Origin of the sequence: Desulfovibrio sp., from assembly GCF_034006445.1 — a bacterium.
GTDB lineage: Bacteria > Desulfobacterota > Desulfovibrionia > Desulfovibrionales > Desulfovibrionaceae > Desulfovibrio.
Genome location: NZ_JAVESS010000008.1, coordinates 37,250 through 55,317 on the forward strand (window position 1 = coordinate 37,250; position 18,068 = coordinate 55,317).

At 60.0% G+C, this 18,068-nt stretch carries 15 protein-coding genes and 1 tRNA gene; 11 read left to right on the forward strand and 5 right to left on the reverse strand.

All coding sequences use genetic code 11. The features are described from left to right. Window positions 1-79: 79 nt before the first annotated feature. A complete protein-coding gene (locus RBR41_RS08730) occupies window positions 80-2,332 on the reverse strand; it encodes a putative bifunctional diguanylate cyclase/phosphodiesterase (RefSeq protein WP_320352188.1) in 2,253 nt (750 codons plus the stop codon). Between the two features lie 128 nt (window positions 2,333-2,460). Here RBR41_RS08730 and rimO point away from each other — a divergent pair, with 128 nt between their 5' ends. Continuing rightward, window positions 2,461-3,789 (forward strand): 30S ribosomal protein S12 methylthiotransferase RimO, encoded by a 1,329-nt coding sequence (gene rimO / locus RBR41_RS08735; RefSeq protein WP_320352189.1) that lies wholly within the window; start codon window positions 2,461-2,463, stop codon window positions 3,787-3,789. Between the two features lie 164 nt (window positions 3,790-3,953). On the opposite strand, the gene RBR41_RS08740 is transcribed toward rimO, so the two are convergent. After that, window positions 3,954-4,847, reverse strand: coding sequence for a flagellin (locus RBR41_RS08740; RefSeq protein ID WP_320352190.1), 894 nt, complete (start codon window positions 4,845-4,847; stop codon window positions 3,954-3,956). Between the two features lie 389 nt (window positions 4,848-5,236). On the opposite strand from RBR41_RS08740, the gene RBR41_RS08745 reads away from it, so the two are divergent. Together RBR41_RS08745 and RBR41_RS08750 are read left to right on the forward strand one after the other, a co-directional pair. Further along, window positions 5,237-5,755: an Hsp20/alpha crystallin family protein gene (locus tag RBR41_RS08745; protein ID WP_320352191.1), complete on the forward strand. Its 519-nt coding sequence runs from the start codon at window positions 5,237-5,239 to the stop codon at window positions 5,753-5,755. A 315-nt stretch (window positions 5,756-6,070) separates the two neighbouring features. After that, the gene (locus tag RBR41_RS08750; protein ID WP_320352192.1) at window positions 6,071-6,967 is read left to right on the forward strand and encodes a flagellin; all 897 of its coding nucleotides are present in this window, start codon (window positions 6,071-6,073) and stop codon (window positions 6,965-6,967) included. 413 nt (window positions 6,968-7,380) lie between these two features. Here the strand turns inward: RBR41_RS08750 and RBR41_RS08755 are convergent, their stop codons facing one another. From RBR41_RS08755 to RBR41_RS08765, 3 genes are read right to left on the reverse strand one after another with little or no spacing between them, the layout of a single operon-like run. Continuing rightward, complete coding sequence (locus tag RBR41_RS08755) at window positions 7,381-8,076, reverse strand: metal-dependent hydrolase (protein ID WP_320352193.1); 696 nt, start codon at window positions 8,074-8,076, stop codon at window positions 7,381-7,383. A gap of 35 nt (window positions 8,077-8,111) precedes the next feature. Then, complete coding sequence (locus RBR41_RS08760; protein ID WP_320352194.1) at window positions 8,112-8,684, reverse strand: UbiX family flavin prenyltransferase; 573 nt, start codon at window positions 8,682-8,684, stop codon at window positions 8,112-8,114. Continuing rightward, window positions 8,677-8,838 carry a hypothetical protein gene (locus RBR41_RS08765; RefSeq protein WP_320352195.1) on the reverse strand — a complete coding sequence of 54 codons (162 nt, stop codon included), beginning with the start codon at window positions 8,836-8,838 and terminating at the stop codon, window positions 8,677-8,679. The genes RBR41_RS08760 and RBR41_RS08765 overlap by 8 nt, the downstream gene beginning before the upstream one ends. A 304-nt stretch (window positions 8,839-9,142) precedes the next feature. On the opposite strand from RBR41_RS08765, the gene RBR41_RS08770 reads away from it, so the two are divergent. From RBR41_RS08770 to nrfD, 8 genes are all read left to right on the forward strand, one after another. After that, window positions 9,143-9,219, forward strand: a tRNA-Arg gene (locus RBR41_RS08770). 212 nt (window positions 9,220-9,431) lie between these two features. Beyond that, complete coding sequence (gene phnD / locus RBR41_RS08775) at window positions 9,432-10,340, forward strand: phosphate/phosphite/phosphonate ABC transporter substrate-binding protein (protein ID WP_320352196.1); 909 nt, start codon at window positions 9,432-9,434, stop codon at window positions 10,338-10,340. Beyond that, entirely contained in the window at window positions 10,321-12,585 is a 2,265-nt protein-coding gene (locus tag RBR41_RS08780; protein WP_320352197.1) for a sigma 54-interacting transcriptional regulator, read from the forward strand. The genes phnD and RBR41_RS08780 overlap by 20 nt, the downstream gene beginning before the upstream one ends. 570 nt (window positions 12,586-13,155) lie before the next feature. Beyond that, the gene (locus tag RBR41_RS08785) at window positions 13,156-14,349 is read left to right on the forward strand and encodes an alpha-hydroxy-acid oxidizing protein (protein ID WP_320352198.1); all 1,194 of its coding nucleotides are present in this window, start codon (window positions 13,156-13,158) and stop codon (window positions 14,347-14,349) included. Window position 14,350: 1 nt separating this feature from the next. Then, entirely contained in the window at window positions 14,351-15,475 is a 1,125-nt protein-coding gene (locus RBR41_RS08790; RefSeq protein ID WP_320352199.1) for a substrate-binding domain-containing protein, read from the forward strand. Between the two features lie 15 nt (window positions 15,476-15,490). Further along, on the forward strand, window positions 15,491-16,012 hold the full coding sequence (locus tag RBR41_RS08795; RefSeq protein WP_320352200.1) for a hypothetical protein: 522 nt from the start codon (window positions 15,491-15,493) through the stop codon (window positions 16,010-16,012). After that, window positions 16,009-16,764, forward strand: a complete 756-nt coding sequence (gene dsrO / locus RBR41_RS08800) for a sulfate reduction electron transfer complex DsrMKJOP subunit DsrO (RefSeq protein WP_320352201.1) — start codon at window positions 16,009-16,011, stop codon at window positions 16,762-16,764. The genes RBR41_RS08795 and dsrO overlap by 4 nt, the downstream gene beginning before the upstream one ends. Further along, the gene (gene nrfD, locus RBR41_RS08805; protein WP_320352202.1) at window positions 16,761-17,945 is read left to right on the forward strand and encodes an NrfD/PsrC family molybdoenzyme membrane anchor subunit; all 1,185 of its coding nucleotides are present in this window, start codon (window positions 16,761-16,763) and stop codon (window positions 17,943-17,945) included. Before dsrO ends, nrfD begins: the two co-directional genes overlap by 4 nt. Window positions 17,946-18,068 lie beyond the last annotated feature (123 nt).

Consider the following 18,068-nt stretch of genomic DNA (forward strand, 5'->3'; position numbering starts at 1 on the left):
TGTGAAGCATTTCAAAGTTAATCTGGTCTAAAAGGGTCTCCTCCCCCACAAAGCATTTTATGTAATGAGGATACGAGCGCTAAAAGTCGCAGAAGGTATTTTCGTCGCTGAGGGGCAGCCCTTTTTCGCGGGCGTCCTTATCCAGCAGCGAGTCAACCCAGAAGGCTTTTTCCTGAATAAAGGACAAGACTTCAAAAGTGGCTTCATCCAGAGGCTGGGAATAGTAGAAGCCCTGGGCGCAGTTGCACCCGCAGGACATGAGGAAGCGGGCGTGTTCAAGGGTTTCAACGCCCTCGGCCACAATGCTCATTTTCAGGTCTTTGGCCAGGGCGATGGTGTTGCGGGCCACGATCTGCCCGCGTTCATTGTCGGTGCCGTCACTGATGAACGTGCGATCCAGCTTGACGATATTAAAAGGCAGATCGCGCAGGGAACTCAGTGAGGAATAGCCCGTACCAAAATCATCCATGGAAAAGACGAAGCCCCTGCTCTGAAGCTCGTACATGCATTGGATGAGCGCATTTTCGTTGTCAAAAAAGGCGCTTTCGGTCAATTCCAGTTCCAGGAGATGCCGGGGCAGGCGATACTTGTCCGTCAAGTGCACCAGCTTGTCGATCAGGGTGCCGTCGTTGAAGTGTAGCCGGGATACGTTGACCGACACGGGCATGGCCTTGTAGCCCTTGTCCAGCCACATGCGCAGGTTCTGGCAGGTGAGATCCCAGATGTATTCATCCATGCGCACGATAAAGCCGTTGCGCTCGAAAAGCGGCACAAAGCGCCCGGGAAGGATGAGTCCGTCCTGGGGGTGCTGCCAGCGCACGAGCGACTCGGCCCCGACGATGCGCCCGCTGGACATCTCCACCTTGGGCTGCAGATAGAGCCTGAACTGCTTGTGCTCCAGCGCGCTGTACATCTGGTCGGTGATATAGCTCTCGCCGTGCAGGCGTTCGCGCAGGGCATCGTCATAAAAGGCATAGTTCGTAAGGTCGCTGCCCTTGATGGTTTTCTGCGCCAGGTACGCCCAGTCGCAGAGCACATGGGCTGGCGTGCGGCGGTTTTCCACCGGGCAGACGCCAAAGAAAAGCTTGACCCTGAACGTGTCCGAATAGTGCTCGAGCCTTGTTGAAAGCGCGTGGATGAAGTGCTGTATCTTGTCTTCGCCGCCAGTGATGCACACGGCGAACACATCGGCGGTCAGGCGGGCAAAAGCCTCATTTTCAGGATTGAGGCGCTGGCGGATCAGGCGGGCGATAGCCCGCAGCAGGCGGTTGCCTTCCTCCAGGCCAAAGGCCTCGTTGATGGCCTTGAAGCCCGCCACGTCAAACCGCAAAACCGCATAGGGCTCGCCAGGGTTGTCGCGCAGCACGGCTTCAACTTTTTCAAAAAACGTCTGGGTATTGTACGCGCCGGTCAGGGGGTCGAGTTCGGCGCGCAGGCGCAGGGCCTGCTCGGTGCGGGTCACGCCATCCACATCGTTGAGAGTGCCGATGTACCGGTCGCCAGGGGTGTCGTCGGACAGATAGGTGTAGGTGACCTTGCACCAGATGAACTGCCCGTCGCGGCGGCGCAGGCGAACGGTCATCTCGCCGGAGCGTATGCCCAGCGCAAGGCGCGAAAGGCACGTATCAAAAGCCGTGCTGTCGCCGGAGTACAGCACATTGTCCTCGCGCCAGACCTCAAAGGGGATGCGCCCGTTGTAGTCGCCAGCCAGCAGTTCTGCAATACGCGGGCTGATGTAGCTGAGTTCATTGTCACGCCATTCGAACACCAGGGTCCGTGTATGGTCAACCACTGCCTTGTAGCGCAGGTTGTCCAGCTTTTGGCGTTGCAGCAGGTCGTTTTCATGAATGATGCTTGAGGCCCGCTTGAGATCGTCCACATCCTGCACGCACACAAGGTATACCCCGTGATCCATGCCGGGCTGGCGGATGGGAAAGGCCGTGATCCGCACCCAGCGGTATTCCTGATTACGGGATTTTCTGCGCATATCAAGAGTGGCAAAGGGTTGCCCCTGCGCCTCAAGTTCATGACGGGCAAGAGGATCCCAGAAGCGCATCATGGCTTCGGTATCGTCAGGATGCACAAGACCTTCTGCTGCCTCGGCAAACAGGTTTGCCAGCGAGACGCCTTCCTTTGGCGGCAGGAAAATGTCGCTGCCCCTGTACAGCACGCGCGCTTCATCTTTGACAAAATCAAGCAGATATATTTCGTCGTAAACATTACGCAAGACACTGGAGTAGCACTGCGTTTCCACTGCACCAGAGGAAAGGCACTGCATGCCGGCGTTGTTGGCAGGTAATTCGGGTTGGCGTTGAAGAAAATTGATTTTCATAATTGCATGTTTGCCCATTTATGGCGTTCTTGCGAGAAATTCCTAACTTATAGCCTAACACTTAGGTTCGTATTATGCAAATAACCAGTACTGGTGACAAGGCGTCCCCTCATCTGTAGAATCCCCTCATGACATACAAAACAAGCCTGAAAAAACTTAAAGTCTGGACACTGAGCCTCGGCTGCCCCAAAAACAGGGTGGACAGCGAGCGCCTGCTGGGTTCATTGGGCGTGCCCGTGACCCATGTGGAGCACATGGGCCGCGCCGACCTCGTCTTTATCAATACCTGCGGATTTATCGATCCTGCGGTTCGGGAATCCCTGCGCGCTGTTCTGGATGCCGGACAGCGCCTTGGCTCCTGCAAAAAAAAGCCTCTGCTTGTGGTGGGCGGCTGTATGGTCGGCCGCTATGGAGCGGAAGGACTGGCCGAGGATCTGCCCGAGGTGGACCTGTGGCTGCCCACGGCGGCCCTGCCGCTCTGGCCGTCCATGGTGGCGGATGCCCTTGGTCTGCCGCGTCCGCCGGAGTCTGTGCCGGGCGGGGGCCGTCTGCTTTCCACAGGGCCGTCCTACGCATGGCTCAAGGTGGGCGAGGGATGCAGGCACAATTGCGCTTTTTGCACCATTCCTTCCATCAGGGGCGGGCTCAAGTCCCTCACGGCCGAGCACATAGTTGACGAGGCCAGGGCACTGCTGGGACAGGGCGTGCGTGAACTGGCGCTGGTAGCTCAGGATCTCACGTCCTGGGGCGCGGATCTTGGTTATAAAAACGGTCTCCCCTTGCTGCTGGAAAAGCTGGTGGGGCTAGAGGGGCTGGCATGGCTGCGCCTCCTGTATCTCTATCCCACCGGGGTAAACCCGGAACTGCTGCAACTTATCAGGGATACCGGAGCACCGCTCCTGCCCTATCTGGACATTCCCTTGCAGCACGCCCATCCCGATGTGCTTTCCCGCATGGGGCGGCCTTTTGCAGGCAATCCCCGGCGTGTGCTTGATACCGTACGGCAAATTTTGCCGCAGGCGGCGCTGCGCACCACCTTTATTGTGGGCTACCCCGGCGAGACGGAAGAGCACTTTGAAAGCCTGTGCCGCTTTGTGGAAGAAAGCGCCTTCCAGCATGTGGGCGTTTTTGCCTATTACGCCGAAGACGGCACCCTGGCGGCCACCCTGCCCGATCAGGTGCCTGACGAGGTAAAACAGTGGCGGCGCGACACCCTTATGGACATACAGGCAGACATCAGCGAGCGCCTGCTGGCAGCCCACGTGGGCAGCCGCATGCAGGTGCTTGTGGACGCGCCGCATCCCGAATGGCCGGGCCTGCACAGCGGGCGCGTGTGGCTTCAGGCGCCGGAGGTGGACGGCATCACCTATGTAAGCGGCCCGGGTGTTGCACCCGGCGCCCTTGTCGAATGTGATATTGTTGAAAATACGGAATATGACCTGACTGCCCTGGCATAAACGCGCAAGATCCTTTGTCCGTCTGACAAAGCAACCACTGAAACATTTTCTATTGTGACAGGCGGGTGCCCTGTACGCAAGTATCCCCGGAGGTTGCCCTCCGGGGACATTTGTGTGCGTGCAGGGGCACGCCCTCAACCATGTCCGGCCTGGGCCGATCCATGTTAGCCAATAAGCTTCATGGCCATCTGAGGCATGCTGTTGGCCTGCGAAAGCATGGCCACAGCGGACTGGGTGAGGATCTGGTTGCGCACGAATGACGTCATTTCCGTGGCCACGTCCACGTCGGAAATGCGGGATTCGGCAGCCTGCAGGTTCTGGGACTGGGTGGTAAGGTTGGAGATGGTGTTTTCCAGCCTGTTCTGCAATGCGCCAAGGTGAGCACGGATCTTGTCCTTGGAGACCACTGCGGCATTCAGCCCCACCAGAGCCTTCTGCGCGGCTTCCTGGGTGGAAACCGTACGGGCGTCAGCAGTGCTGCTGTGAGCGGTAGCCTGGTTGCCCACACCCAGAGCCGAGGCGGTGCTCGTGCCGATCTGGATGTAGTAGTAGTCTTCCGCCGAGTCGTTCATGGTTCCGAAGTGGATCTTCATCTTGCCGGTCGATTCCATGGCAGACCCGCTGTGCGTGTCGCCAGACAGGCTTCCGTCCAGCAGCTTGAGACCGTTGAAGTCCGTGGCATTGGCAATTCGGGTAATTTCCGAAGCCATGGCCTGGTACTCCGAGTCGATCATCAGACGCTGGGTGGAATCATAGGTGCCCGTAGCGGCCTGTTCAGCCAGTTCCTTCATGCGGATGAGCTTTTCGTCGATGACGCTCAGAGCGCCGTCAGCCGTCTGGATGAGGGAAATGGCATCGTTGGCGTTACGCACACCCTGCTGCAGAGCGGCGATGTCGGTACGCATCAATTCGCGAATGGCGAGGCCGGCGGCATCGTCAGCCGCGGAGTTGACGCGCAGACCCGTGGACAGACGCTGCACCGAAGTTGACAGCTTGCCATAGTTCGATGTCAGCGTATTGGCCACCTGCGTGGCCATCTGATTGTGATTGATATACATGACATTCCTCCTTGAATGTTCTGCATGCCCGGCGGCGCTTGCGCGCGTCCGCTTCCTTGCGGACTGCCGCCGCACAATGTTCGAGTAACGAACGGATGATGGTTTGACCTGTTAACCCCGCCACATCTCAATGCTGGCGGGCCCCCAATCATATGGGCCTTTTATTTCCTGCGGAATTCGTGGCCGCGAGGTAAAAACTGCCCCCCTAACCTGCGCATGTGCTAAAGCAGGAATCATGCCAGTTGTGGATACGCGGTAAAGTCAAATTATTGTCAGCCGCCTCTATTGGATGGCGCACAATTTTCAAAAAAGTTTTCAACATGGTCTTGACAGATATAAAGTTATATTTATCTTACAGATATAACTTTTTCCACAGGAGGTTTTGCATTATGCGTAACAACCTGCGTCTTATCCCCAACCGGTGGTTTGTACCGCGCGAAGCACTGCGTCAACGCGAAGGAACTGGCCATAAGGTCGATGACATTGACAGATTCTTCCAGGGCCTGTTTCAGGGCATGTTGACGCCCTGGGACAGCATGCGTGGCGACTGGCCCAGGCAGAAAGAGGACGAAGCCCTCAGCCCCAGCATGGACATGACCGGCGATGAAAAAGCCTATGTCCTGAACGTGGAGTTGCCGGGTGTGGAACCGGAAAACGTGGATGTTTCCGTGAAAGACCGTGAGCTTGTCATAAGCGGCGAGAAAAAGCGGGAGACGACGGAAGAAAATGAAAACTGCTGCGTGTCGGAAAGGGTGTTCGGCTCCTTCCGAAGGATTTTGGCCCTGCCGGAAGATGTGGACATAAACGGCATAAGCGCCACCCATAAAAACGGCGTGTTGCGCATTGCCATCCCCCGCAAGGCTGAAGCCCTGCCGGAAGTGAAAAAGATTGAAATTGCCAAGGCCTGATCCGGCGTAGACGCCGGAACGCAGACCAAAAACCACCGGGCCTTGAGCCCGTGAGCGAAGCCGCGCATATGCGCGACGCCCTATCCTCCTCCGCGCGGGTCTGACGCTCCGACCCGCAAGGGCCTCCGCCACTGTGGCGGAGGCCCTTTTTATGCGGCAATAATTGCCGCCCCGCGAAACGCCGTCCAGAGGGAATTTTCTTCTCCCCCTAATGCCTCTTGCATTATGGCCGATAGGACTGGCAGAGGCGGTACTACGCAAGGACGCGTTGGCATTTCGCGCCGCCTGGGACGTACAGCATTCATGGAGGAATGTATGTATATCAATCACAACCAGATGGCCACGCAAGTGACCAACACGTTGACAGCCAACTATGGCAATCTGCGCACCTCGGTGCAGCGCCTGTCTACGGGCCTGCGCGTCAACTCTGCGGCTGACGATGCCGCCGGCCTCGCCATTCGCGAACTGATGCGCACCGACATCGCCGCCCTGCAACAGGGCGTGCGTAACGCCAATGACGCCATTTCCCTCATCCAGACAGCTGACGGCGCTCTGAGCGTCATCGACGAAAAGCTCATCCGCATGAAGGAACTGGCCGAACAGGCCGCCACCGGCACCTATGACTCCACGCAGCGCCTGATGATCGATTCGGAGTACCAGGCCATGGCTTCGGAAATTACCCGAATCGCCAATGCCACGGACTTCAACGGCATCAAGCTGCTGGACGGCAGCCTGTCTGGCGACACGCACAGCGGGGCTGCCATGGAATCGACCGGCAAGATGAAGGTCCACTTCGGCACCATGAACGACTCGGCGGAAGACTACTACTACATCAAGATCGGCACGAGCACCGCCTCGGCCCTGGGTGTGGGCAACCAGGCCAAGGCATTCACCACCGAGTCTGACGCCCGTACGGTTTCCACCCAGGAAGCCGCGCAGAAGGCCCTGGTGGGACTCAATGCCGCCGTAATCTCCAAGGACAAGATCCGTGCTCACCTTGGCGCTTTGCAAAACAGGCTGGAAAACACCATTTCCAACCTTACCACCCAGTCCCAGAACCTGCAGGCTGCCGAATCCCGCATTTCCGACGTGGACGTGGCCACGGAAATGACGTCATTCGTGCGCAACCAGATCCTCACCCAGTCCGCTGTGGCCATGCTTTCGCAGGCCAACAGCATGCCTCAGATGGCGCTTTCGCTCATCACAAGGTAGGTCTGGACAACCACGTGGTGGAGGGCGTTTGCCCATGATGGCCCTGCGGCAGGGGAGTGCCGCGAGGCAATAAAAAATAATGACGGCCGGTCTGCCATGGCAGACCGGCCGTCCTGCTTTTAAGGAAACGCTGATTTATTCCTTTTGGCGGCGTTGCTTCGCTTTTTTTGAAACAGTCGAGGACAGAAGAGTCCACTCCTGCTTCAAAAAAAGATCGCGCCTTGCCAAACGAAATACCAGCGCGTTTCGAGAAGGCTCTCTAAAAGGCTCTCTAACCCGTGCTTCGTTAATGCCCTTGCCCTGCGCGGGCCACGAAACAATGCGAAGTCACGCGGCGCCGTTGCCCGCCGTGCAGGCGCACGCCAGCGTATCCCGCCTGTCTGCTGGCGCAGTTACCTCACTCATTGCATTCTTTAGCGGCCATCAACGGGGAATGAAAGCGTCTGCCCTGGCTCCATGGTCACGCAGGCGCAGGGCAGAGCAAGTTTTGCCAGCTCCGCTTCAAAGGCCTTTGTATTCTGCGCCAGCACGGGAAAGGTGCCCCAATGCATGGGCACAACGCTTTTGCATCCGAGCAGCTTGCAGGCCAGGGCGGCCTGGGGGGCGTCCATGGTGAAAACGCCGCCGATGGGCAAGAGGGCCACGTCAATGTGGTACAGCTGCCCCCACAGGGCCATATCGCCAAAAACACAGGTGTCGCCGGAATGATAGACCGTGAGGCCATCGGGCATACGCACTATGTAGCCTGTGGGACACCCGGAATCACTGGTATGGAAGGCCTGGGTCATGGTCACGCTGATGCCCTTGTGCGTCACCGTACCGCCAATATTGAAGCCTATGCCGTTGAGTATCTGACTGTCGGGCAGCCCGGCGGCGGCCTTGTGGGCCGTGCCCACCACAGCGCCCAGCATGGCCCCTGTGGCCTGGCAAATATCCGCGGCTGCGCCCACATGGTCGCCGTGGTCGTGGGTCACGAGCACAATATCCGCAGGGCCCACATCGGCAACCGTGAGGCCGAATTGCGGTGCCAGAAACGGATCAATGACCACATGCGCCTCATTGCAGCTGATCTTGAACGCTGAATGTCCCAACCATCTGATATCACTCATAAGTATCTCCTCGTGGCTACGATCTGCCGTGTCCGTCATCCGGGCCAGCGGCCCAGAGCATGCGGCAGACCCACCTGATCAAGTATGCGGCCGCACATGTACAGCAGCATGTCGTCCAGGGTTTGCGGATTCAGGTAAAAACCGGGAGAAAACGGCATGATGACGGCCCCGGCCTCGCTCAATGCGAGCATGTTGCGCAAATGTATGGCCGAAAGCGGGCTTTCACGCGTCACCAGCACCAGGGGCAGGCGCTCCTTGAGCGCCACGTCTGCCGACCGATGCACAAGGTTGCGCGTGGCGCCTGACGCAATGGCCCCCAATGAGCCCATGGAGCAGGGAACCAGAATCATGGCTGCCGGACTTGTCCCCCTGCGCCACCACGAACCGCTTGACGGCCCGGCCCCAAGATTGTCGGCGTCATAGCTGTGACTGGCAAGCGTGGTCAGCAGTTCGGGCCCGCTCCCGCATTCGGCGCGCAACACGGCTTGCGCGCCGTGTGAGACAACGCAGTGTACGCGCACGGCAGGCATGGACGCCAGGCAACGCAGAAGGCATACGGCCAGCGGCATGCCGCTTGCGCCGCTGACGCCCACCAGAATGTCACGCACAGAAGGATCGGGCGTCTGTGCCGCCTCCGTGCGGGCTGGCTGGCTGGCCGCCCCAGGTACGCATGATGTTGTCGCGCATGGTGTTGTCGCGCATGATGTTGTTGCGCATGGTGTTGTTGCGCATGGCATTGTTGCGCTTGGTGTTGTCGCGCATGGCGGTGAAGGAATGTCTGACATGGTATTCTCCGTAATAACAACCAGCGCAGCCGGTGAAGCCCGCCAGTCTCCCTGCTCATGCATACCCGACAAAGAAGCGCCGTGCAAACAACGGCGCGCCGCCCAATTTTGCTTTGCGGCTTCCCCTGCCTGGGGTGCGTGGCCTGCCTGCTTCTACCATTCTTTTGCTCCATCCAGCGAGCTTGCGTCCCGACAGACGGGGCTTGTGCAGAATCACGGAATCCCCGCACGCAGGCGGCCTTGACAGCAGGAGCGAGTCGGCATATCTAAACAAATCTTGTGCGCCCGTAGCTCAGTTGGATAGAGCGTTGGCCTCCGGAGCCAAAGGCCGTGCGTTCGAATCGCGCCGGGCGCACCATAAAGAATTCATGCCCTTACGACAAAAATCGTAAGGGCTTTTACATTCCCTTCATTTCCTGCTGCTCACGTTGAGCCTTTGCAGCGCAAGACGCCGAAGCTCCCATGGCCCGCTCCCCTGGCGGCGTTTACATACAATGACGCTCAAGCTACCATGGGCGCATCCACCTTTTGCGCGATCCTTCCCCATCCTTTCCGCGCCAGGAGAAGTGAATGATGCATCTTCGCATCCTGCTGTTTTTTTATATACTGCTCTCCACCTGGGCACTGCCGGCAACCACGTTTGCCCAGGATCCGCCGGTTCCGGGCGCAGCCCAGAGGCTCAGGGTGGCTGTGGCCCCCATGATGTCCCCCAGTGACACCTTTGAGTCCTATTTTCGGCTGCTGCAGTATCTTGGCAGCAAACTGGGCATGGAACTCGAATTCGTCCAGCGAAAAACCCATGCCGAGGTGCGCGACCTGCTGCACAGCAACAGCATAGACATGGCCTTCATCTGTTCCGGCCCCTACGCCCTGGACACTGTGGATACCGGGCAAAACCTTCTGGCCATGCCGGTTGTGCAGGGTGAGAGCACCTACCAGTCCTATGTCATCGTACATGCCTCAAGCCAGGCCAAAAGCCTGGACGACCTGCGCGGCAAATCTTTTGCCTTTACAGACCCCGACTCCAACACCGGCTATCTGAGTCCTGTTTTTTTGTTGCGCCAGGCCGGGCAGTCTCCTGAATCGTTTTTCAGCAGCACCATTTTTACCCACAGCCATGACAATTCCATACTGGCGGTGGCGCGCGGCCTGGTGGACGCCGCTGCCGTCAACAGCCTCGTATGGGACTACAGCGAAGCCCGGCGGCCTGAAATAACAGGAAAAACCAGGGTACTTGTCAAATCCGGCACGTTTGCCATCCCCCCTGTGGTCACCGCAGCGGGCATGGACGACAGCAAGCGCGACAAAATCCGCGATATCCTGCTGCATATGCACGAAAGCCCGGAGGGGCGCGCCATGTTGCAGGATCTGCGCATTGACCGCTTTGTGGTGCCAGAGGATGCCTGGTACGCCAATGTGCGCCGCATGGCGGCGCCGCTTTCTCCCGAGGGGCCTTCGCATGGGCAAACTCTCCCTTAAGGCCACGGTTCTGCTGGCAATGGGAGTTCTGGTTGTTTCCAGTTGCCTCCTGACAGCCTTTATTGCAGCCCAGCGCTATTCCCAGAGCCTGGAACAGGCCCTGACCCGGCACGCCCGCAGCATAACCCAAAGCCTTTCCGGCCCCATTGCCGAAATGGTGCTCATCAACGACATCATCGGCGTCCAGCGCCTGCTTGATACGCAGTTTGATCGCGACCTTGATCAGGGCTACGCCTTGCTGGAAGTTCAGGGGCGCGTGTACGCGCACACCCTTGAGCACCGCATGCCGGACATCCTGCTGCCCCCGGCCGTGAAGACGGGAGAAGCGCACGATGCCCCGGCCGAAACCGGGGTGCGGGAAGAAAAAGGCGTCCCCGCTGGCGTTACCGAGCGCATTGTGACCCTGTCCAATGGCAGAAGGTATCACGAAATCGCCTGGCCGCTGCTTGACGGCCATGCGGGCGTCTTGCGCATGGGCTTTTCGCAGCACGACATTGAAATGCGCATCAGCCAGTTGTGGAAAGAGACCGCCGGGCTCACCTTCATCATCCTCCTGCTGGCCCTCGTAGCGGGCACCCTCTGGCTGCGCCGGGTGGGCCGCCCTCTCGCCGCGCTGTCACGTGCTCTGGACTCTGTGGGACGGGGCAACCTCACCACCCGCGTGGCGGTATACGGGCAAAATGAAGTGGCCGTCATGGCCCGCGCGTTCAACTCCATGAGCGAAAAGCTTGAGGGAACCATGCTTTCCATGGAGGCGCAGGCGGCGGCACTGCAACGCTCGCACCGGCAATTACGCCTGTGCAATGACATTGTTACGGCCTTTGCGGCCCTGGACGGGCTTGAGATCATGGCCCGCCGCCTGCCGGACTATCTGAGCGATATAGCCCCTGTTCCCTACTGCCTGCTTTTTCTTGAGCATGACCGAAACTGTGTGGTTACGGCCCAGGGCCGCGCGTGCACGCCCCTCTTTGGCCGCGACGCCTGGGATTCGGCCCTGCAACTGCTTGAAGGGCGCGAGAATATCTTTACCACCAGCGGACTCAAGGAGCCCCTCGCGTCGCCGGAGGTAAGCGCCTGCCCCTGCCAGACCGTAGTGTGCATCGTACACGAGCATGTGCTGTGCGGCGCGCTTATGGCGGGGCACGGCCCCAAGGGCATGGACGAGGCCGATCTGGCGGCCCTGGCCCTTGTGCTGAACCAGATCGCGGGCAGCATCAGCCGCGCCCTGCGTTATGAAAAGGAATCGCGGGGGCAACGCCTGCACGAAGGCGTGGACAACTTCAACGGCATGCTGGGGCGCTCATCCCGCATGCGCGCCATTTTCCAGCGCATCGCCGATGTGGCCTCCAGCGACGCCACGGTGCTCATCACCGGCGAAAGCGGCACGGGCAAGGAACTGGCCGCCAGAGCCATCCACAAGCTCAGCGGGCGTCGAGAAAAGCCCTTTGTGGTCATCAACTGCGCCGCCTACCCTGAAAGCCTGCTGGAAAGCGAGCTTTTCGGCTATGAAAAAGGCGCGTTCACCGGGGCGCTGCGGCAAAAGCCCGGCCGCTTTGAACAGGCTGACGGCGGCACGGTCTTTCTGGATGAAATAGGCGAAATCTCCCCCGTGGCCCAGGTTCGCCTGCTGCGCGTATTGCAGACCCGGCAGTTCGAGCGGGTGGGCGGCGAAGAAACGCTTACGGTCAACGTGCGGGTGCTGGCCGCCACCAACCGCGACCTGGCCGCCGAGGTGCGCAAGGGGCAGTTCCGCGAAGACCTGTACTACCGCCTTGATGTCATCTCCTTGGTAATGCCGCCCCTGCGGGACAGGCCAGGCGACCTGCCCCTGCTGGCGCGGCACTTTCTGGAAAGTCTGGCCAAACGCACGGGCCGCCAGCCCTGCACGCTCAGCCCCGCCGCCACGCGGCTGCTCATGGCTTATGACTGGCCCGGCAACGTGCGTGAACTGGAAAACATGCTGGAGCAGTGCGCCACCCTGAGCCGCCACGGTGCCATCACCCCTGCCGATCTGCCGGAGCGCATGCGCGTCTTCAACGTGCCGGGCGCATCAGGCCGCCCGTCTTCCATCTCCCACTCCGCTGCTGCCCAGACCCTGGAGGACAAGGAAGCGACCGCCATTCGCGAGGCGCTGGAACAGTGCGCCTGGAGCCGCAAGGATGCCGCCGCCCGACTCGGTATAGGCCGAACGACCCTCTATTCGAAGATGAAACGCTACGGCATCAGGCCGCCTGAGACTGCCTGATTGAACACCATACGGGCGTGCGTTCCATTTTTGTTCATTAAAAAATACCTATAAAACCAGATAACTGCATGTATGCGGGATTTTCACGTTCTGAATCGGAACGCGAAAATCCCGTTTTGCGCTATATTTCACGTTTGTTCAGCGCAAAAACCAGCTAACCAACTGAAATAACTAACAAGGCCCATTCCTTGCTCTAGGTTGATGTCATTCAAAGGACATAACGGCGCGTGAGCATGTCCCGGCAAGCGCAAGCGCAGAGCCTTCGTAGCCTGATGGGCTGGCACACCTCCACCAAGCCACCTCACGCGACGACAGCGCAACTGCGAATCACAACGGCAGCGCCTGCGTTTGCCGGGGCATGCGCCGGTACTGCCCGGTACTGCCCGATACTGGCCGGTACTGCCCGATACAGGCAGTTACTGGCAGTTATCTGTCGGTACCGGGGGATATCCTCACGCAGGGGGCACACATTCTCAAGCGTGCCCCGCCGGAGTGAACACGCAGGGCTGCGCCGGGGTCAGAGACCGGCCCACACGGCTTCATGTACCACTAACTCACAAGGAATCAGGCATGGACAAGGACAACAAGATTGATGGTTTTGACCGCCGCGAATTTTTGAAAAACGCCATGGCCATTGGTGCTGGCGTAGCCGTGGCCCCGCTGCTTGCTTCGGAAGTCCAGGCGGCCACCGCCGCTGTGGCCGCTGCGCCAGCCGCCGCGCCCGCCGGTGGCAAGCTGACCATGGCGGAAGTGCTGCGCGTGGCCCGTGAAAAGCTCTACCCCCGCTGCCGCGTGTGCCCCGAATGCAATGGCGTCGCCTGTGCTGGCGAAGTGCCCGGCTTTGGCGGCATTGGCTCGGGCCAGGCTTTCAAGAACAACTATGACGCGCTCAATCATATCAAGCTGAACATGCGCACCCTGCATGATATGAAGAAGCCCGACCTTGCCGTGGAAATCTTCGGCGAAAAGCTGTCCATGCCCCTGCTGTCCGCCGCCACTGGCGGCGTGACGTACAACATGGGCGGCAAGATGACCGAAGAGGACTACATCAATGCCATTCTTGGCGGTTGTAGAGGCGCTGGCACGCTGGGTCTGGCCGCGGACGGCATCGGCGACCCCATTGAAACCTTCAAGCGCCGCATGGACGTGCTCAAGGCTGCCTACAACGGCAAGGGCATCGCCATCCTCAAGCCCCGCACGCAGGAAGAAGTCATCAAGCGCGTGCGCCTTATGGAAGAAGCCGGCGCTGTGGCCTTTGGCATGGACGTGGACTCCGCCGGACGCGCCGCCCGCGCTCTGCCTGGCCAGACCGTGGAGCCCAAAACCTTTGCCCAGATCCGCGAACTTTCGCGCGCGTCGAGCCTGCCCTTTATCGTCAAGGGCATCATGACCGTTGAAGAAGCACAGCGCGCTGTGGACGCCGGAGCCAAGGGCATTGTGGTGTCCAACCACGGCGGCCGCGTGCTGGACTACACCCCCGGCGTGGCCGAAGTGCTGCCCGCCATTGCCGACAAGGTCAAGGGACATACCGTTATTTTCGCCGACGGCGCGGTGCGGCGCGGCACTGACGTACTCAAGCTGCTGGCCCTTGGCGCGGACGCCTGCCTCATCGGCCGTCCCCTTATCCGTGGCGCGCACGGCGGCGGCGCTGCCGGCGTCACCCTGATGCTCGAAGCCATCAAGCAGGAACTTGAAGCCATGATGGTTCTGACCGCCACGCCCAACCTGCGCAATGTTTCTTCGTCCATCCTCATGGGGGCGTAGCATGCGGCATTTTTACAAAACGCTTCTGCTGCTCCTGTTTGTGGCGCTCATGGCAGCGCCTGCCGGGGCAACGGAACGCAAGACCCTCCGTTACGGCGGCGGCGGACAGGGCACGGTCGTTTTTGACGGCCCCTTGCATGCATCCAAGGGCTTTGTCTGCAACGACTGCCATGTCTCCATCTTTCCTCCGGCGCAGAAGGCCCACATAACCATGGAAGACCATTTCAAGGGCGTGGCGTGTTTTACCTGCCACAACCAGGTTGTGGTCTCGCGCGACTGCGGCTTTTGCCACCGCAAGTTTGAACCCGCTCCCCTCTCCACCACCTTCAACATGGCCGACAGCCCCGAAGCCAACGTGCCTGCCCCTGTGGCCCTCAAAAAGACGCGTCAGGAGCTTCAGTCGCCGCTGACGTATGAGGGCGCATCAACCGTGGGCAGCATGATCATGCCCGAAGCCGCCAAGCTGTTTACCGCGCACACGGGTGTGCCCTTTGGCGAAATGGGCATAGCTGGCGCGGGTGCCGGGCTCAAGGCCGTGGCCGCGGGCAAGGTGTCCATGGGCGGTCTGGCCAGCGCCATTACGGACAAGGAAAAAGCTCAGGTCGTGGCATGGCAGGTCATTGGCTACGACGTCATGGGCGTGTTTGTGCATCCCTCAAATCCCGTGCGGACACTGAGCATGGAGCAGCTGCGCGCCATCTTCAGCGGCAGGGAAACCAACTGGAAAGCCTTTGGCGGCCCCGACGCCCCCATTGTGGTGTACAGCGAAGCCCTTGCAGGCGGCCGCGCCACGGTGAAAGCCTTTCAGGATATGGTTCTGCGTGGGGATGCTTACGGCAAGCTGGTGGAACTTGACGACGCGGTCGACTGCGTCGCCGATGTGGCCAAAGACCCTGCCGGTATTACGGCCTCTTCATTGTCCTTTGCCATACCCGGCGTGGAAGTGTTGAAAGTCAACGGCGCTGCGCCGGAAAAAGCCGCCGTGCAATCCGGCGCATATCCGCTCAAGCGCCCCCTGACGCTCATCACGCTGCAACCAACAGGCAACATTCAGGCTTTCTTCGACTTCATGCTGTCGCCCGAAGGTCAGGACGTTGTAAGCAAGCACTTTGTGCCGGTGAAGTAAAACAAAGGACAAGCCATGCAACAGTTCAATACCATAGTGCGGCATCGTCTTTTGCCAGCCTTGCTGCTGGGGGCGCTGCTGGCGGCTGCGGGGGTGTTTTTTGCAACGCCCCCACACGAGGCGGTCGCGGCCGAAGCGGCCCCGCCCGTGCCTCAACAGAAGCTTGTGCGCGGTCACTGGTCTGAAAACCCGGAGATCATGCGCAAAAACCACAAAGAGCTGCTTCTCGACGGCATGACCCATGCCGCACGCGCCACGACGCGCAAGGAAGACAATACCATAGAGCGCTGCGTCACCTGTCACATCGTGCGTGACGGAGAAAAACCCGTGAGCGCGGCCGACCCGCGCCACTTCTGCAACCAGTGCCACGTCAAGGCGGGTGTTTCCATCAACTGCTTCACCTGCCACGCGTCCCTGCCCACCACGGACCCCGCCGTCATGTCGCCCGAAGTGCGCAATGCCGATGTCATAAAGGCGCGCTTGCAGCAATGGCAGAAGTACACGCAGGAACAGGCGGCCAAAGGAGCGGGAAAATGAGCGCCAATGAAAACAGAAAAACCGCGTGCGCAGGGGAATCCTGCATACAGTCGCGCCGCCGCTTCCTGCTGGGAGCGGGCGCAACCCTGCTTGCGCCCGGCGTGCTGCTGACGGCGCGTCCCGCCCTTGCGGACGAAGCCGGACGCCAGCGCTGGGGCCTGCTGATTGATACACGCAAATGCGTGGGCGATTGCACCGCCTGTGTGGATGCCTGCGCCGCCACAAACGGCCTCACGGACAATGGCCGCCCGGCCACCGACGCCCAGTGGATCCGCAAGGTGCAGGTCACTGATCCCGGAACCGGACATGTGGCCCATATGCCCATCATGTGCCAGCACTGCGGCAATGCCCAGTGCGTTGAAGTGTGCCCCACCGGGGCCAGCCTCAAACGCGCGGACGGCATCGTGCTGGTGGACAAGCATTTGTGCATCGGCTGCCGCTACTGCGTTATGGCCTGCCCCTTCAAGGCGCGCGGCTTCACGCATGAAGAGGTGAAGGAACCGAGCCCGATTTCGCCGCGTGGCAAGGGCTCGGCCGAGGGTTGCAACATGTGCGTGCAACGCATCAGCAAGGGGCAGTTGCCAGCCTGTGTGGAAGCCTGTGCCCGCAGCGGCCATGAGGCCATTCTCTTTGGTGATCTCAATGACCCCACAAGCCTCATTGCCAAACGGGTGGTCGCTTTTGGCGCTGCCGCCCTGCGCGCAGACCTGCGCACTGATCCCAGCGTGCGCTATGTGGGGGTGAACTTATGAAATACGTAACCTACCGTCGCATTCTTTTCTCCCGGCGGGCGCTCATTGGCCTCGTCATCTGCGCTCTGGCCACGCTGGCGGGCCTTCTGGCCACCTGGCATATTGAAAGCAATGGCCACTACGTCACCGGCATGAGTAATGCCGTGCCCTGGGGCCTGTCGCTGGCCATGGCCACCTTCTGCATTGTGGCGGCATCCGGCGCACTTAACGTGGCCTCCATCGCCTCTGTGTTCGGCAAACAGGACTACAAGCCCTTTTCACGGCTTTCCTGCCTGCTTGCCCTGGCCCTGCTTGCCGGAGGGCTTTTTGCGCTTCTCATTGATCTGGGGCGGCCCGACCAGATATTCACGGCCCTTACCCACTTCAACTTTACCTCGGTGTTTGCCGTAAACATTCTCATCTATACGGGCTTTTTCATCATTGTCGGCCTGTATGGCATTGTGATGCTCGCCGCGCCCCAGGGCGGCATTGTCCGTCCTTTCGGCGTGGCAAGCTTTTTGTGGCGGCTCATCATGACCACGGGAACAGGCTCGGTGTTCGGCGTGCTGGCTGGTCGCGGCGGAATGCACTCCGCCATCATGCCTCCACTGTTCATCGCCCTTTCGCTTTCTCTGGGTCTGGCCGTATTTGTGCTCGTTCTGGCGGGCCTTGAATACAGCGGGCAGCGCCAGGCCAGGCTTGACGCGGCTTCAGGGCGCATCCGCGGCCTGTTGGCCACCCTCATAGCGGTGTCCTTTTACATGGTTCTGGCCCTGAACCTCATCGGCATTGCTTCGCCCGCACAGCGTGGATACGAAGCCTTTGTGCTCTGCACGGGCGGCGTCTATCCCCTGCTGTTCTGGGGAGGCTATCTGGCGCTGGGAACGGTGCTGCCGCTGATTCTGCTGCTGGCTCCTCCATTCCGGGGCAGCCGCGTCTGCCTGTTGCTGGCGGCTCTTGCCACGGCCGTGGGCGGCATGGCCCTCATGTACGTGCTGACCATTGCGCCCCAAGCCTACCCGGCGGACATCTTCCCGGGCATGCTGGTACAGGGCAATCCCCTGTACACGGGGCCGGCCTCCTATGTGCCCACCATTGGCGAACTGCTGGTGGGCCTGACGGGCTTTGGTCTTGCGGGCCTCATTGTACTTCTTGCCGCAAGGCTTATCCCCCTGCTTCCCCTGGCGGAGCAGGAAGACTAGAGCAATTTCAAAGTGAAATTGCGCTGGGGCATATGCGCTCTCAAGGGTACCCCATGCCCGAAAGGCAACACCCGTGCAAACATGCTGCGCAAACGCCCTCACAGCGGAACGCCTGTTTGTACG

Excerpts from the sequence above, each read along its gene's own strand:
- RBR41_RS08750 (WP_320352192.1), top strand. The coding sequence starts at position 6,071 with ATGTATATCAATCACAACCAGATGGCCACGCAAGTGACCAACACGTTG.
- RBR41_RS08795 (WP_320352200.1), top strand. The coding sequence starts at position 15,491 with ATGCAACAGTTCAATACCATAGTGCGGCATCGTCTTTTGCCAGCCTTG.
- RBR41_RS08790 (WP_320352199.1), top strand. The coding sequence starts at position 14,351 with ATGCGGCATTTTTACAAAACGCTTCTGCTGCTCCTGTTTGTGGCGCTC.
- RBR41_RS08730 (WP_320352188.1), bottom strand. The coding sequence starts at position 2,332 with ATGAAAATCAATTTTCTTCAACGCCAACCCGAATTACCTGCCAACAAC.
- RBR41_RS08785 (WP_320352198.1), top strand. The coding sequence starts at position 13,156 with ATGGACAAGGACAACAAGATTGATGGTTTTGACCGCCGCGAATTTTTG.
- dsrO (WP_320352201.1), top strand. The coding sequence starts at position 16,009 with ATGAGCGCCAATGAAAACAGAAAAACCGCGTGCGCAGGGGAATCCTGC.
- RBR41_RS08740 (WP_320352190.1), bottom strand. The coding sequence starts at position 4,847 with ATGTATATCAATCACAATCAGATGGCCACGCAGGTGGCCAATACGCTG.
- phnD (WP_320352196.1), top strand. The coding sequence starts at position 9,432 with ATGATGCATCTTCGCATCCTGCTGTTTTTTTATATACTGCTCTCCACC.
- nrfD (WP_320352202.1), top strand. The coding sequence starts at position 16,761 with ATGAAATACGTAACCTACCGTCGCATTCTTTTCTCCCGGCGGGCGCTC.
- RBR41_RS08780 (WP_320352197.1), top strand. The coding sequence starts at position 10,321 with ATGGGCAAACTCTCCCTTAAGGCCACGGTTCTGCTGGCAATGGGAGTT.
- rimO (WP_320352189.1), top strand. The coding sequence starts at position 2,461 with ATGACATACAAAACAAGCCTGAAAAAACTTAAAGTCTGGACACTGAGC.
- RBR41_RS08755 (WP_320352193.1), bottom strand. The coding sequence starts at position 8,076 with ATGAGTGATATCAGATGGTTGGGACATTCAGCGTTCAAGATCAGCTGC.
- RBR41_RS08765 (WP_320352195.1), bottom strand. The coding sequence starts at position 8,838 with ATGCGCGACAACACCAAGCGCAACAATGCCATGCGCAACAACACCATG.
- RBR41_RS08745 (WP_320352191.1), top strand. The coding sequence starts at position 5,237 with ATGCGTAACAACCTGCGTCTTATCCCCAACCGGTGGTTTGTACCGCGC.